The sequence below is a fragment of the Pseudomonas sp. DCA-1 genome (assembly GCF_046523955.1).
Classification (GTDB): domain Bacteria; phylum Pseudomonadota; class Gammaproteobacteria; order Pseudomonadales; family Pseudomonadaceae; genus Aquipseudomonas; species Aquipseudomonas putida_Y.
In genome coordinates, this window is the sequence record NZ_CP169881.1 from 1,444,019 (window position 1) to 1,457,266 (window position 13,248).

13 protein-coding genes are annotated in these 13,248 nt (G+C 62.3%); 5 read left to right on the forward strand and 8 right to left on the reverse strand.

The window, feature by feature from the left end:
- Positions 1–20: 20 nt before the first annotated feature.
- The 4 genes from ACE4QZ_RS06980 to ACE4QZ_RS06995 all read right to left on the reverse strand — a co-directional run bounded on the left by ACE4QZ_RS06980 (position 21) and on the right by ACE4QZ_RS06995 (position 5,283).
- Complete coding sequence (locus tag ACE4QZ_RS06980) at positions 21–1,355, reverse strand: imelysin family protein (RefSeq protein WP_021781827.1); 1,335 nt, start codon at positions 1,353–1,355, stop codon at positions 21–23.
- Between the two features lie 158 nt (positions 1,356–1,513).
- Positions 1,514–3,565: a putative bifunctional diguanylate cyclase/phosphodiesterase gene (locus tag ACE4QZ_RS06985; protein WP_021781828.1), complete on the reverse strand. Its 2,052-nt coding sequence runs from the start codon at positions 3,563–3,565 to the stop codon at positions 1,514–1,516.
- Between the two features lie 250 nt (positions 3,566–3,815).
- Positions 3,816–4,412 carry a superoxide dismutase gene (locus ACE4QZ_RS06990; protein ID WP_003255187.1) on the reverse strand — a complete coding sequence of 199 codons (597 nt, stop codon included), beginning with the start codon at positions 4,410–4,412 and terminating at the stop codon, positions 3,816–3,818.
- Between the two features lie 271 nt (positions 4,413–4,683).
- On the reverse strand, positions 4,684–5,283 hold the full coding sequence (locus ACE4QZ_RS06995) for a LysE/ArgO family amino acid transporter (RefSeq protein WP_003255185.1): 600 nt from the start codon (positions 5,281–5,283) through the stop codon (positions 4,684–4,686).
- 101 nt (positions 5,284–5,384) lie between these two features.
- Here ACE4QZ_RS06995 and ACE4QZ_RS07000 point away from each other — a divergent pair, with 101 nt between their 5' ends.
- The 3 genes from ACE4QZ_RS07000 to ACE4QZ_RS07010 all read left to right on the forward strand — a co-directional run bounded on the left by ACE4QZ_RS07000 (position 5,385) and on the right by ACE4QZ_RS07010 (position 8,260).
- Positions 5,385–6,275, forward strand: a complete 891-nt coding sequence (locus tag ACE4QZ_RS07000; protein WP_021781829.1) for a LysR family transcriptional regulator ArgP — start codon at positions 5,385–5,387, stop codon at positions 6,273–6,275.
- A gap of 49 nt (positions 6,276–6,324) precedes the next feature.
- Positions 6,325–7,317, forward strand: a complete 993-nt coding sequence (locus tag ACE4QZ_RS07005; RefSeq protein WP_021781830.1) for an NAD-dependent epimerase/dehydratase family protein — start codon at positions 6,325–6,327, stop codon at positions 7,315–7,317.
- Between the two features lie 73 nt (positions 7,318–7,390).
- Positions 7,391–8,260 (forward strand): hypothetical protein, encoded by an 870-nt coding sequence (locus tag ACE4QZ_RS07010; protein WP_021781831.1) that lies wholly within the window; start codon positions 7,391–7,393, stop codon positions 8,258–8,260.
- Positions 8,261–8,369: 109 nt separating this feature from the next.
- Here ACE4QZ_RS07010 and ACE4QZ_RS07015 read toward each other — a convergent pair whose 3' ends face one another.
- Both ACE4QZ_RS07015 and ACE4QZ_RS07020 read right to left on the reverse strand, forming a co-directional pair.
- Positions 8,370–9,419: an alkene reductase gene (locus tag ACE4QZ_RS07015; protein ID WP_103463221.1), complete on the reverse strand. Its 1,050-nt coding sequence runs from the start codon at positions 9,417–9,419 to the stop codon at positions 8,370–8,372.
- Between the two features lie 17 nt (positions 9,420–9,436).
- Positions 9,437–9,739 carry an ArsR/SmtB family transcription factor gene (locus tag ACE4QZ_RS07020; RefSeq protein WP_003255178.1) on the reverse strand — a complete coding sequence of 101 codons (303 nt, stop codon included), beginning with the start codon at positions 9,737–9,739 and terminating at the stop codon, positions 9,437–9,439.
- A gap of 150 nt (positions 9,740–9,889) precedes the next feature.
- Here ACE4QZ_RS07020 and ACE4QZ_RS07025 point away from each other — a divergent pair, with 150 nt between their 5' ends.
- Positions 9,890–10,474 (forward strand): ACP phosphodiesterase, encoded by a 585-nt coding sequence (locus ACE4QZ_RS07025; protein ID WP_021781833.1) that lies wholly within the window; start codon positions 9,890–9,892, stop codon positions 10,472–10,474.
- 112 nt (positions 10,475–10,586) lie between these two features.
- Here the strand turns inward: ACE4QZ_RS07025 and ACE4QZ_RS07030 are convergent, their stop codons facing one another.
- Together ACE4QZ_RS07030 and olsB are read right to left on the reverse strand one after the other, a co-directional pair.
- Positions 10,587–11,375, reverse strand: coding sequence for a lysophospholipid acyltransferase family protein (locus ACE4QZ_RS07030; protein ID WP_021781834.1), 789 nt, complete (start codon positions 11,373–11,375; stop codon positions 10,587–10,589).
- Entirely contained in the window at positions 11,375–12,130 is a 756-nt protein-coding gene (olsB, locus tag ACE4QZ_RS07035; protein WP_101196484.1) for an L-ornithine N(alpha)-acyltransferase, read from the reverse strand. Before olsB ends, ACE4QZ_RS07030 begins: the two co-directional genes overlap by 1 nt.
- Positions 12,131–12,290: 160 nt before the next feature.
- Between olsB and ACE4QZ_RS07040 the strand changes: the two genes are divergently transcribed.
- Complete coding sequence (locus ACE4QZ_RS07040; RefSeq protein ID WP_021781836.1) at positions 12,291–13,178, forward strand: hypothetical protein; 888 nt, start codon at positions 12,291–12,293, stop codon at positions 13,176–13,178.
- The last annotated feature ends 70 nt before the right edge of the window (positions 13,179–13,248 follow it).

Sequence of the window (13,248 nt, forward strand, 5' to 3'; positions counted from 1 at the left end):
GTTGAAGCGCTACAGCATGATCAGAACTCGTGATCCGCAGTGTCCGGGTTCAGGTTGGCAATACCCAGCTTGCCCGCGGCCTGCTCAATCGCCCCGGTCTGCTTGACCAGTGCGGCGATTGCGTCACGCACGACCTGGTTACCTGCAGCATTGTCGGCGGCGATCAGCTGGTCGTAGTGCTCGCCTTTGAGGGCATGGTCGACGATTACCTGAAGCTTGGCCTCGGTGGCTTCCAGGTCGGCCTTGAGGGTTGCATCGGCGGCTGGGTCAACCTTGGCGACCAGCGACGAAAGGCTAGGGCCGGTCAGCTTGGTGCCGTCCGGGCGGGTGTACTCGCCCAGGTAGACGTTGCGGATGCCCTTGGCGTCGTAGAAGTGCGAGTAGTGGGTGTTGTCGCTGAAGCAGTCCTGCTCGTCTTCCGGCGAGTTGGCTTCCAGCGAAACTTTCATGCGCTCACCCGCCAGTTCGCCCAGCGACAGGCTACCCATGCCGAACAGCATCTTGCGCAGGCCGTCGTTGACAGGCTCGGCTTCCAGCTTGGCGCGGTAGTTGTCGGCGACGTTCGGTGCCCAGTTGCCGACCATCTCTTCGAGGTCGGTGACCAGCAGGTCGGTAACCGCTTTCAGGTAGGCACGGCGGCGGTCATTGTGGCCGCCAGTAGCGCCCTGGCCTTCCAGGTAGTCGGATGCCGGACGGTTGCCAGCGCCTGGGCCGGTACCATTCAGGTCCTGGCCCCAGAGCAGGAACTCGATGGCGTGATAGCCCGTGGCAACGTTGGCTTCGGAGCCAGCCAGCTCGTTCAGGCCAGCCAGTTTTTCGGGGGTGATGTCCTTGACGTCGACCTTCTCTTCACCCACCTGGATCTCGGTGTTGGCAATGATGTTGGCGCTGGCCGCCGGGTTGCCCAAGGCGTGCTCGTAGCTCTTGTCGACATAGTCGATCAGGCCTTCGTCCAGGGGCCAGGCGTTCACCTGGCCTTCCCAGTCGTCGATGATGGTGTTGCCAAAGCGGAAGGCTTCGCTCTGCAGGTACGGTACGCGTGCGGCGAACCAGGCTTGCTTGGCGGCCTTCAGGGTTTCGTCGTTGGGCTTGGCCAGGAACGCGTCGACTGCGGTCTGCAGCGTCTTGGCAGTGCTCAGCGAGTCGCTGTACACGGCGTAGACCATGTCGGTGTAATGCTTGACCACGGCTTTGCCGGCTGCTTCGTCGACAGCGCCTGGCGCAGCAGCGGCGGTGGCAGCAGCAGGTGCCTGGGCTTGCGCCGCGGCGGCTTTTTCGTCCTTGCCTTCACCGCAACCGGCGAGGGCGATGGCAATGGCCAGCAGACTGGCGGAGGCCAGAGGCATTCGAATCATTATTGGTTTTCCTGCATCGTGTGGTTGGACCAAGGGGTGGACCGTGCGCCGTGGCACGCGAAACTACAACATCATGCGAAAGATTTGCATTTGCTGTAAAGGGGCGGGCGCGCAATTCGTGTAAATCCGGGTCACGGCCTGTAACCGGGCAGGTGGCCTCAGGAAACCGAAACCCGGCTGCGTTGCGCTTGTTTGAGGAAGTGAGTCAGTTCACGGGCCGAAAGCGGCTTGCTGTAGTGGTAGCCCTGGCCCTCGTGGCAACCCTGGGCAACGATGTAGGTTTCCTGTTCGGCGGTTTCCACGCCCTCGGCGATCACCTGCATCCCCAGGCTCTTGCCCAGCTGGATGATGGCGCGAACGATTGTGGCGTCGTCATCGTCGTCGAGCAGGTCCTGAACGAAGCTCTTGTCGATCTTGATCTTGTCCAGCGGCAGCGACTTCAGATAGCTGAGGGACGAGTAGCCAGTGCCGAAGTCGTCGATGGCAATCAGCGCCCCGGAGCGGCGCAGGCTCAACAGGTGCTGGGCGGCGGTACTGATGTCTTCCATCAGGCCGGTTTCAGTGACTTCCAGTTCCAGGCTGCGCGGTGGTAGGCGATAGGCTTGCAGCAGGTTGTTGACCACCCGTGGCAGCTCGCTGTGGTGCAGTTGCACGGTTGACAGGTTGACCGCCATGCGCAGGTCGCTGAAGCCCTGGTCGTGCCATTCGCGCAGTTGTCGGCAGGCCTGATCAAGTACCCATTCGCCGATGCTGATGATGCTGCCATTCTGCTCGGCCAAGGGGATGAACTGGTCGGGTGGCACCATGCCCAGTTCCGGGTGCTGCCAGCGCAGCAGGGCCTCTACGCCAACCACCCGGTGGTCGCGGTAGCTGATCTGTGGCTGGTACACCAGGTACAACTGGTTGCGCGGCAGGGCTTCACGCAGGTCCTTTTCCAGTTCGCGACGGCGACGCATCTCGCTGTCGACGCTGGCGATATAGAACTGGTAGCGGTTGCGCGAACGGACTTTGGCCAGGGTCATGGTCTGTTCGGCTTTTTGCAGCAGTTTTTCGGTGCTGTCGCCGTCTTCGGGGAACAGGGTGATGCCGATGGTCGCGCGCAGGCGGATTTGCTCGTGGTCGAGGTCGAACGCCACTTCCAGGTCGTCGAGGATGCTCTGCGCCAGTTCGGCAGCCTCGTAGGGCTGCTCGATATTGGCCTGTACCAGGGCGAACTGGTCACCGCCCAGCCGCGCCAGGGCGCCCAGGCGGCCACTGTGGGCGCGTAGCCGGTCGGCCAGGGCCAGCAGCAACTGGTCACCGACCTGGTAGCTGAATTGTTCGTTGATGCCCTTGAAGTCGTCCAGGCCTAAGCACAGCACTGCCACGCGGTGCTGCAGGCGGCCGCCGTCGATGAGGATCTTGTCCAGTTGCTGCTGCAGTTGCTGGCGGTTGGGCAGGCCGGTGAGGAAATCATACTGGGCCATGCGTTGCAGGCTGTTTTCCGCTTCGTGGCGCAGATGGGTGTTGCGTTCGATCGAGGCCAGCAACTGGTTGGCGGTGTTCACCCACAGGCCCAGTTCGTTTTTCTCGTGGCCCTTGAGCAGCGGTATCTGGTGCTGGCTGGGGCGGTCAGGGTTGATCTGGGTGAGATGCTCGATGATCTTCGACAGCGGTTTGGTCAGCAGCCAGTGGTAGACCAGGTACAGCACCAGGCCCATGGCCATGGCCCGCAGTACGCCGGAAATGAAGATGATCACCGCGTTGATCAGGAAATCTTTACCGTAGGACGAGGTGTCGAGGGTAATGCTGAGGTCGCCGTAGTATTCGCTGTAAGGGCCACGACCGACCAGTTGCGTGGTGTAGGTGCGTTCCTGGCCGAGGATGAGGTCGGTGAGCCAGCGCATGGACATGTCCTGCAGCGGGCGGGACTTTTCTGCCAGCATGGTTTCGTTGGGATGGCCAATGGAGGCCATGCGCACTGACTCGTCCTGGAACAGGCCTTCGATGACCTGCATGCCCATTTCACGGTCGAGGCTGTACACCGCCTGGGTCGAAGGGTCGCGGAACATGTCGAGGATGCGCTGGGCATCATTGTTCACGGCTTGGCGGGTCTTGTAGGTGTCGTAGATGATTTGCGCACAGCTGAGCACGACGCCGACCGCCAGCGCCGACAGCAGCACGACCCTGAGCAACTTGACCGACAAGCTGTTCCGCAATTCCAGCTTCAATGGGGTTTCCTTAATCCATGCGCATGGCATCATTTTGCCATCAACGATGACGATACACTACCGGCCGACCATTAGCAGTGTATCGGTTGCCTGACCCCGCAACTTGAATGCGCTGTATCAATCTTCCAGAGGTTTGATGTTAGCGTGGTATGCGGGCTGAGCAAGCAAAACCGTGGCAGCCTCTTTGCGGGCAATACAGGCACAAAAAAACCCGGCACATGGCCGGGTTTCTTGATCAAGGCTGAATGGCTCAGGCCTTGAAGGTCTTGCCTTCGAACTGCTCGGCAACGAAGGCCCAGTTGACCAGGTTCCAGAACGCCTCGACGTACTTCGGACGCAGGTTGCGGTAGTCGATGTAGTAGGCGTGTTCCCAGACGTCGCAGGTCAGCAGCGGGGTGTCGCCGCTGGTCAGTGGGCAGCCGGCGCCGATGGTGCTGGCCAGGGCCAGGGAACCGTCAGCTTTCTTCACCAGCCAGCCCCAGCCGGAACCGAAGGTGCCGACCGAAGTCTTGGTGAACTCTTCCTTGAACTTGTCGAAGGAACCGAAAGCGGCGTTGATGGCGTCAGCCAGTGCACCGGTCGGCTGGCCGCCGCCGTTTGGCGACAGGCAGTTCCAGTAGAAGGTGTGGTTCCAGACTTGAGCGGCGTTGTTGAAGATGCCGCCCGAAGAGCTCTTGACGATCTCTTCCAGGGTCTTGCCTTCGAATTCGGTGCCTGGGACCAGGTTGTTCAGGTTCACGACATAGGTGTTGTGGTGCTTGTCGTGGTGATACTCCAGGGTTTCCTTGGAGATGTGCGGCTGCAGGGCATCGTGGGCGTACGGCAGCGGCGGCAATTCAAAAGCCATGGTGGATCTCCTGATTCAGGTCTGTTTGCGGTTTGCGCAAGGCCGATCACGGGCGGCCCGATAAGCGTCGGCGAGTCTGTACTCTTTGCGACGCAAGCGCTGGATCATAGCACCGGGCCCGGCGCATAACCACGCAACAAACATAGGGAATAGAGGTTCCGGAGGGGTTGGGCTGAGCCGACCGGCGGCTCGCCCTTGCGCTGGTGTCAAATGTGAGACCGAGTGCCGCTCGATCTTGCAGTCGATGAATATGGCGCGCCAAACCCCGAGGTCAGTTGAAGATCAGTTGCGCAGCCACTGCAAACATCATCACTGCCACCATCAGGTCGAGCATCCGCCAGGTCGCCGGCCGCGCCAGCCACGGTGCCAGCCAGGCCGCGCCAATGGCCAGGGTCGAGAACCACAGCAGCGAAGCGCTGGCCGCACCGGCCACGTAGGCGCCAGGGGCGGACTGTTGGGCGCCCAGCGAGCCGATCAGCAACACCGTGTCGAGGTACACGTGCGGGTTCAGCAGGGTCACCGCCAGGGCGCTGAGCAGCACGGCGCGACGGGAACGGACGCCCTGGCCCTGCTGGTGCTGCAGGCTCTGCTTGGAGCAGGCGCTGCGCAGCGCCTTGGCGCCGTACCAGATCAGGAACACCGCGCCGCCCCAGCGGGCAATTGCCAGCAAGGTCGGGTTGTGCGCCAGCACGGTGGCCAGGCCGAACACCCCGGCGGCTACGAGGATGGCATCACAGACGATGCACAGCGCTGCCACCGGCAGATGATGCTCACGGCGCAGGCTCTGGGCGAGGACGAAGGCGTTCTGGGCGCCGATGGCCATGATCAGGCCGAAGGCCACCAGCATGCCATTGAGATAGCTTTGCCACATGGCAGGGCTCTCCAAAAAGGGTCACGGAAGATGCTGGCCATTGTGATGTTCGGCGCTGTATAAGAAAAACAAATAAAGCTGATCACCCATTAGGAAAATCGATGTTCGACTACAAACTGCTGGCTGCCCTTGCGGCAGTGATCGAACAAGGCGGTTTCGAGCGTGCAGCGCAGGTATTGGGCTTGTCGCAGTCGGCCATTTCCCAGCGCATCAAGTTGCTTGAGGCGCGGGTCGGCCAGCCGGTCCTGGTACGTGCCACGCCGCCCGGCACGACCGAAGTCGGCCGCCAGCTACTCAACCATGTGCAGCAGGTGCGCCTGCTCGAGCGCGACCTGCAGCGCCAGGTACCGGCGCTGGACGAAGAGGGCATGCCGGAGCGCCTGCGCATCGCCCTCAACGCCGATAGCCTGGCCACCTGGTGGGCTGGCGCGGTGGGCAACTTCTGCGCACAACAGAACGTGCTGACCGAGCTGGTGGTAGAGGACCAGGAAGTGGGGCTTAAACGCATGCGTGCCGGCGAGGTGGCAGCCTGCCTGTGTGGGAGTGAGCGACCGGTAGCCGGAGCACGCAGTTTGCCACTGGGGGCCATGCGCTACCGGGCGCTGGCCAGTCCCGTGTTCATGGCGCGGCACTTCCCCCAAGGTTTTGTCGCCAGCCGCCTGGCCCGTACCCCGGCGATCGTGTACGGCCCGGACGATTTCCTGCAGCACCGCTACCTGGCATCGCTGGGCATGGAGGGTGGTTTTCTGCACCACCTGTGCCCTTCATCCGAAGGCTTCCTGCGTATGACAGAGGCAGGATTGGGGTGGGGCCTGGTGCCAGAACTGCAGGCCCGGGAGCAATTGGCCAGTGGGCAATTGGTGGAAATCTGTCGCGATACCCCCATCGATGTGCCGCTGTACTGGCATCATTGGCGCAATGGCGGGCAATTGCTTGCGCAACTGACTGACCACTTGCGGCACACCGCACAGCACTGGCTGGTGCCCTTGTAGTCATGGCTAGCGTCAGTTGCATCTGAAATCTGGCAAGACGGAGTGTTACATGCGAATTCTGGTCACCGGCGCGAGTGGCTTCATTGGCGGGCGCTTTGCGCGTTTCGCTCTGGAGCAAGGCCTGGACGTGCGTGTCAGCGGCCGCCGTGCCGAAGGGGTCGAGCACCTGGTCAAGCGTGGCGCACAGTTCATCCCGGGCGATCTGGGGGACGCCGAGTTGGCCCGGCGTTTGTGTCAGGGTGTCGAAGCCGTGGTGCACTGCGCTGGCGCGGTGGGTAACTGGGGACGCTATCAGGAGTTCTACCAGGGCAACGTGGTGGTTACCGAAAACGTGGTCGAGGGCTGCCTGAAAGAGCATGTACGGCGCCTGGTGCACCTGTCTTCGCCGTCGATCTATTTCAATGGCCGTTCGCGTCTGGACATCCGTGAAGACCAGGTGCCGCGTCGCTTTCACGATCACTATGGGCAAACCAAGTACCTGGCCGAGCAGAAAGTGTTCGGTGCCCAGGAGTTCGGTCTGGAAGTGCTGGCGCTGCGCCCGCGCTTCGTCACCGGCGCTGGCGATGCCAGTATCTTTCCGCGGCTGATGCAAATGCAGCGCAAAGGGCGTGTGGCGATCATCGGCAACGGCCTGAACAAGGTCGATTTCACCAGTGTGCACAACCTCAACGAGGCGCTGCTAAGTGCATTGTTCGCTGATGATCGGGCGCTGGGCCAGGCTTACAACATAAGCAACGGTCAGCCACTGCCGCTGTGGGACGTGGTCAACTACGTGATGCGCCAGATGCAGCTTCCCCAGGTGACCCGCTACCGTTCCTATGGCCTTGCCTATAGCCTGGCCGCCCTGAACGAGGCGGCCTGCATGTTATGGCCAGGGCGCCCGCAACCGACCTTGTCGCGCCTGGGGATGCAGGTGATGAGCCGTGATTTCACCCTGGATATCAGCCGTGCCCGGCAGTATCTGGACTACCAGCCCAAGGTCAGCCTGTGGACGGCGGTGGATGAGTTCTGCAGCTGGTGGAAGCATTTGCCGCCCGGCTGACAATGGTCATCAATGCGCCGCGCTGGCGGTTTATACTCGTGCCTCTATGTGACTTCGGCGGTTGAATGTATCCATGCGTAACCATGTTCACGATGACTTTGATGACGTGCCAACTTTGCGGGCGGGAACGGTTGATGATGACGAACTGATGCCGGCGCATGTGATGCGCAGCCGCCAGAAAGCCGCCCGCGGGGCCAGCACGGCGCCGTTGTGGGCGTTGATCGGAGCCTCCTTCATCGCGTTGGCGGGCCTGGGCTGGTGGAGTTTCCAGCAGATCTCGCTGATGGAGCAGCAACTGGTGGCCACCCAGGAAAGCTTTGCCCGCATCAGTGAGGAGGCGGCTGGCCGCCTTCAGGCGATCAGTGGCAAGGTGGCGGCCACCGAGTCAGGCGCCACTACCAGCACTGAGGCATTGAAGCTACAGCTGCGCCAGTTGCAGAAGGGTGTTGCCGGTCAGACCGGCGACCTGGGCAAGCGTCTGGAGCAGGTGCTGGCCGATACGCGAGAACAGCAGAAGGCCGTGACCGAGCTGCAAAGCCAGTTGCAGGCGCAGTTGAAGCTGGTGAATGGCGAGCTGGCGGCGTTGCGTTCGGGTCAGGTCGATGGTGGCAAGCTGGATGCCCAGTTAAAGAGCCTGAACGAGCAGGTTGCCGCGCTGAAGGCTGCACAGGTTGATGGCGGCAAGCTGGACGGCCAGCTCAAGAGTTTGGGTGGCGAGGTGGCAGCACTGAAGAAGCAGGGCAACCCGAGTGCGGCTATCCAGAGCCTGGAGCAGGACATGGTCGTGCTCAAGAGCCAGATCGACAACCGCCCGGCTGCGGCGTCCTCCAGTGGTGCTTCGGTGAAGGAGTTCGATGCCTTCCGGGCGCAGATGACGCGTAACCTGAACACGCTGCAAAGCCAGATTCAGAACCTGCAGCAACAGATCAACGCTCGTCCGTGACATCAGCTGAGCCTTATTCGCAGGCACGCCCGCTCTCACAGGATCAAGAACAGCTTTCAAGCTTTTCGCTGTACCGGTGGGAGCGGGCGTGCCCGCGAACGGCTCTCGATCACAACCGCGGATAATCGATGTAACCCACCGGCCCCTTGCCATAGAAAGTTTCGGGATGTGCCTCGTTCAACGGCGCATCGGCTGCCAGCCGTGCCGGCAGGTCGGGGTTGGCGATGAACGGCACACCAAACGCCACGGCATCTGCTTTGCCACTGGCCAGGGCGGAATTGGCACTGGCCTTGTCGAAACGCTCGTTGACAATGTACGGGCCACCGAATGCCTCTTTGATCAGCGGCCCGATGCTGTCATCGGCTTCCCGCTCCCGCGAGCAGATAAAGGCGATGCCGCGCTTGCCCAGCTCTCGGGCCACATAGGTGAAGGTCTCGGCGCGGTCGGCGTCGCCCATGTCATGGGCGTCGGCACGCGGTGCCAGGTGCACACCTACGCGCTGCGCGCCCCACACTTCAATGGCCGCATCGGTCACCTCCAGCAGCAGGCGCGCGCGGTTCTCCAGCGAGCCGCCGTAACGGTCGGTGCGCTGGTTGGTGCTGCTTTGCAGGAACTGGTCGAGCAGGTAACCGTTGGCGCCATGGATCTCCACACCATCAAAACCGGCAGCCTTGGCATTTTCGGCACCGCTGCGGTAGGCCTCGACGATGTCGCTGATTTCTTCGGTTTCCAGTGCTCGTGGGGTGGGGTAGTCACTCAGTGGGCGCACCAGGCTCACATGGCCCTTGGGTTGGATCGCGCTGGGGGCTACAGGCAGTTCGCCATTCAGATAGCTGGGGTGGGAGATTCGGCCCACGTGCCACAGCTGCAGGAAGATGCGTCCGCCTGCGGCATGTACGGCCTTTGTCACATTGTTCCAGCCACGGACCTGTTCATCGTTCCAGATGCCGGGGGTATCTGGGTAGCCGACGCCCATGGGGCTGACCGAAGTGGCCTCGCTGAGGATCAGCCCGGCGCTGGCACGCTGTACGTAGTATTCGGCCATCAGCGCATTGGGCACGCGGCCTTCATCGGCGCGGCAGCGGGTGAGCGGGGCCATGATGATACGGTTGGGCAGTTGCAGGTCGCCCAGTTTGATTGGATCGAAAAGCGTGGTCATAGCGGTTACCTGCCTTGTCAAAGTGCTTGGCGCAGTTGTTCGAGGAACGCCTGGATGGTGGCTTCGTCGCGTTTGAAAAAGTGCCATTGGCCAATCTTCTGGCTGCTGATAAGCCCGGCGCGCTGCAACGTGGCCAGGTGGGCAGAGACCGTCGACTGCGACAGGCCGCAGCGCTGGTCGATTTGCCCGGCACACACACCGTTTTCGGTGCTGTGGTACTGGTCTGGGAACTGGGTTGCCGGGTCTTTCAGCCAGCTGAGAATTTCTCGCCTGACCGGGTGGGCCAGTGCTTTTATGATTTCGTCGAGATCGAGTGGCATGGTTTGAGGCTCGCTGTAGCGGTATATCGCGATAGGACGAAATATAATTCGCTGAATTCCGATATACAAATACGAAGGCGTTCTGAGCTGAGCACGAATCGATATATCGCGTTATAACGATATGCTGGGTGGCGATGCTAGACTGCGCTCATGAACTACCTCGCACACTTGCACCTGGGCGGCCCGGCGCCGCAACAACTGCTTGGCAGCCTTTATGGCGACTTTGTCAAAGGCTCGTTGGAAGGGCGCTTTCCGCCTGCGCTGGAGGCGGCCATCCGGCTGCACCGGCATATCGACAGTTACACCGACCAGCACCCGTTGGTGCTAGCGGCTCTGGCACGTTTTCCGCGCGAGCGGCGGCGCTTTGCCGGCATCGTTCTGGACGTGTTTTTCGACCATTGCCTGGCACGGCATTGGAGCCACTACGCCGAACAGCCGCTGGAGCAGTTCACTGGCGCGTTTTATCGGGTACTGCTGGCAGAGCCCGAGCTGCCTGGGCGGTTGGCGCGGATTGCGCCTTTCATGGCAGCGGATGACTGGCTAGGGGCGTATGGCGATTTTGCCACCTTGGAGCAGGTGTTCAACGGCATTGCCCGGCGCTTGTCACGGCCTGAGGGGATGGCCGGGGTGATGGTGGAACTGGAGCGACTGTATGAGCCGCTGCTGGCGGATTTTCGCGAGTTCTACCCGCAGCTGCAGGCGTTTGCGGCGGTAGGGCGGAGGTCTGACAGTTAGAGGTGTGTGGGTGATACTGGCCCCTTCGCGGGTAAACCCGCTCCTACGGGCAATGCGCTCGGTGTAGGAGCGGGTTCACCCGCGAAAGGGCCAGAACAGGCAGTACACGCATTCAGGCAGCCCGCGCCTGTCGACGTGGCGCCATCTCCACGTCTTCAACCCCAAACAGCGCCAGGTGAATCGCCTGTTGCGCCTGCAATGCCAGCACCGCACGTTCCTTGCCCACGCTACCGATAGGCTGCAGCAGGTGGATGCATACCTCGCCTCGCGGCAGGGCAAACAGGCGTATCAGGTGCGACACCAGGTCGTCTTCCCCAATGAACGGCGCTGCCGGGTCGATCTGGTCATCACGCAGGTACTGGATAGCGACTGGCTGCACTGCCACGCCACGGTCGATGGCACCTGCCAGCAGGCGGCCATGAAAGGTGCGCAACGTGCGGCCGCTGGTAGTGGTGCCTTCGGGGAATATCAGCAGCGGGCGGGCCAGACCCAGTTGCCCGGCGATCTGTTCGCGCAGGCGCTGGCTGTCGCCACCACCACGGCGAATGAACAGCGTGCCGGCCTTTTCCGCCAACCAGCCGGCCACCGGCCAATGGCGAACTTCGGCCTTGGACAGGAAAGACAGCGGCGTGAGCATGCCAAGCAGGGGTATGTCGGTCCAGGAAACATGGTTGCTGACCCACAGCATCGGCCGCTGTGGAAGTTCGCCAACTACCTTCACGTCGAAGGGTAGGGCGGCGACCAGGCGCTTCATGAACAGGCAGGTCCAGCGCTGGCGCCGTTCGATCGGCGCCTTGAAGCCCAAGCGTTCTCCCAAGGCGATGATGCTGGCCATCAGCATGCCCTGCGTCAGCACCAGCAGCAGTCGGATGAGGCGGGCCAGTACCCGCAACTTCGGCATCAGACCGCCGCCTTGAAGTGGCGGGCGTAGCGTGGGCACAGCTCGTCGCGTTTTAGCAGGATGAACACGTCAGCCACCTGGAAATCCTCGTCCCAGCATGGCTCGCCGCAAATCTTCGCGCCCAGGCGCATGTAAGCCTTGAGCAGCGGTGGCATTTCGGCAATGACGTTGTTGGGCAGGGCCAGTTTCGGCAGCGGGTTCTTCGGCTCGGCTCGCAGGTGTTCGGTGCACAGGTAGCGCTCACGCAGGCGCTGCATCACTGCATGGGCCTGTACGCCGCCGTCCTGCATGGGGATGCTGGCGCAGCCCATCAGATAGCTGTAGCGGCCCTCGTTGAGCACCTCGGCCAGTTCACCCCAGAGCACGGCGATGGTGCCGCCGTTGCGGTAGTCGGGGGCCACGCAGGTCCGGCCCAGCTCGAGGATCGGGCCTTGCAGCTGCAACAGGCCGTGCAGGCTGAACTCTTCTTCGCTGTAGAAGCGGCCCAGGCTGCTGGCGGCCTGATGATCGAGCAGGCGGGTGGTGGCAACCAGTTCGCCGGTGCTCAGGTCGCGTACACCAATGTGGCGGCAGTGCACGTCGTAGTCGTCCATGTCCAGGCCTTGCTCGGCACCTTTGAGCTTGGCCTTGAATTCTGCGCTGAATACTTTGTAGCGCAAGGCTTGGGCTTCTTGCAGCGCCGCGGCGCCAACCAGGCGTTCGGCTTGCAGACGGCGTTCAGTGCTGTAGTCGCCAGCGGTAGCGATCCGAGTCATTACGAGTCTCCATAAGCCAGCCAAGAAGGGTTGCGGCCGGTCGGCTTTGTTGTGCAAAGTCAGCCTAGGTAGACCCAGTGTCACCCCTGTGAATCTTTGGTGATGCTTGCGTGACACACCCTGAGCCTTAACTGAAAGCCCTCCAGCAAGGAGCTGTGCCATGGCCTGGTTGCAACGACTCAACGATCCGCTTCGCCTCGCGCCGACAGGTACCCTGGGCGAAACCTACGCCGCGCTGCTTGAGCGCCTCGGCCCGGTTGCCCCGTTCGAACTGGCGGTACTGGGCGGGCGTGCAATGGCCACCCCGGGCCTGGCCTTCCTGGTGGGTTACCAGGCTGCCCTTCGCGTGCTGTGGCCCAGTGCGCCGCACAGCCTTGGCGCCTTGTGTGCCACCGAGCGGCGCAGCGTGCGACCGGCAGACATGCACACACGGCTGGACGCTCTGCGGCTGTCGGGTTGCAAAGACTTCGTTACTGCTGGCCTGGAGGCGGAGTGGTTGCTGGTGGCAGCGCGTAGCGAAGCGGCTGGCGCTGCGCCGCAACTGAGCCTGGCGGTGGTTTACCCCGGGGAGCCGGGGGTAACACTGGAGCCATTGCCAACCCTGCCGCTGATGCCGGAAGTCGGCCATGGGCGATTGCTGCTGGAGCAGGCATCGTGCGAGTTGCTGGCCGGTGACGGTTGGGATGCCTATGTGAAGCCGTTCCGTTCGCTGGAGGATTTGTATGTGCTCACGGCGCTGACCGCTTGGTTATATGGCGTGGGGCAAGAGTGCGCCTGGCCGCAGGGTCTGCGCCTGCAGTTGCTTGGGCTGTTGGCCGGCTGTGCCGAGGGTAGCCGCCAGTGTGCCGATAGCATGGGTTGCCACTTGTTGCTGGGCGGGTTGTTTGCGCAGTTCCAGGCGTTGCGGGGGGAGATCGATGCGGCGTTGGCGACAGGGCCGGTGCATTGGGCGCAAATCTGGCAGCGTGACCAGGGGGTGATGGCGCTGGCGGCGTCGGCGCGGGAGAAGCGGCTGAACAAGGCTTGGGTTGCTGCGGGCTTGTCATGAATGGCTGACAGGTATGTATGAGCCGATGAGTTGCGGCGTGGTACCTGTGGAAGCGGGTTTACGTGCAAAG

Excerpts from the sequence above, each read along its gene's own strand:
- ACE4QZ_RS06980 (WP_021781827.1), bottom strand. The coding sequence starts at position 1,355 with ATGATTCGAATGCCTCTGGCCTCCGCCAGTCTGCTGGCCATTGCCATC.
- ACE4QZ_RS06990 (WP_003255187.1), bottom strand. The coding sequence starts at position 4,412 with ATGGCTTTTGAATTGCCGCCGCTGCCGTACGCCCACGATGCCCTGCAG.
- ACE4QZ_RS06995 (WP_003255185.1), bottom strand. The coding sequence starts at position 5,283 with ATGTGGCAAAGCTATCTCAATGGCATGCTGGTGGCCTTCGGCCTGATC.
- ACE4QZ_RS07000 (WP_021781829.1), top strand. The coding sequence starts at position 5,385 with ATGTTCGACTACAAACTGCTGGCTGCCCTTGCGGCAGTGATCGAACAA.
- ACE4QZ_RS07005 (WP_021781830.1), top strand. The coding sequence starts at position 6,325 with ATGCGAATTCTGGTCACCGGCGCGAGTGGCTTCATTGGCGGGCGCTTT.
- ACE4QZ_RS07010 (WP_021781831.1), top strand. The coding sequence starts at position 7,391 with ATGCGTAACCATGTTCACGATGACTTTGATGACGTGCCAACTTTGCGG.
- ACE4QZ_RS07015 (WP_103463221.1), bottom strand. The coding sequence starts at position 9,419 with ATGACCACGCTTTTCGATCCAATCAAACTGGGCGACCTGCAACTGCCC.
- ACE4QZ_RS07020 (WP_003255178.1), bottom strand. The coding sequence starts at position 9,739 with ATGCCACTCGATCTCGACGAAATCATAAAAGCACTGGCCCACCCGGTC.
- ACE4QZ_RS07025 (WP_021781833.1), top strand. The coding sequence starts at position 9,890 with ATGAACTACCTCGCACACTTGCACCTGGGCGGCCCGGCGCCGCAACAA.
- ACE4QZ_RS07030 (WP_021781834.1), bottom strand. The coding sequence starts at position 11,375 with ATGCCGAAGTTGCGGGTACTGGCCCGCCTCATCCGACTGCTGCTGGTG.
- olsB (WP_101196484.1), bottom strand. The coding sequence starts at position 12,130 with ATGACTCGGATCGCTACCGCTGGCGACTACAGCACTGAACGCCGTCTG.
- ACE4QZ_RS07040 (WP_021781836.1), top strand. The coding sequence starts at position 12,291 with ATGGCCTGGTTGCAACGACTCAACGATCCGCTTCGCCTCGCGCCGACA.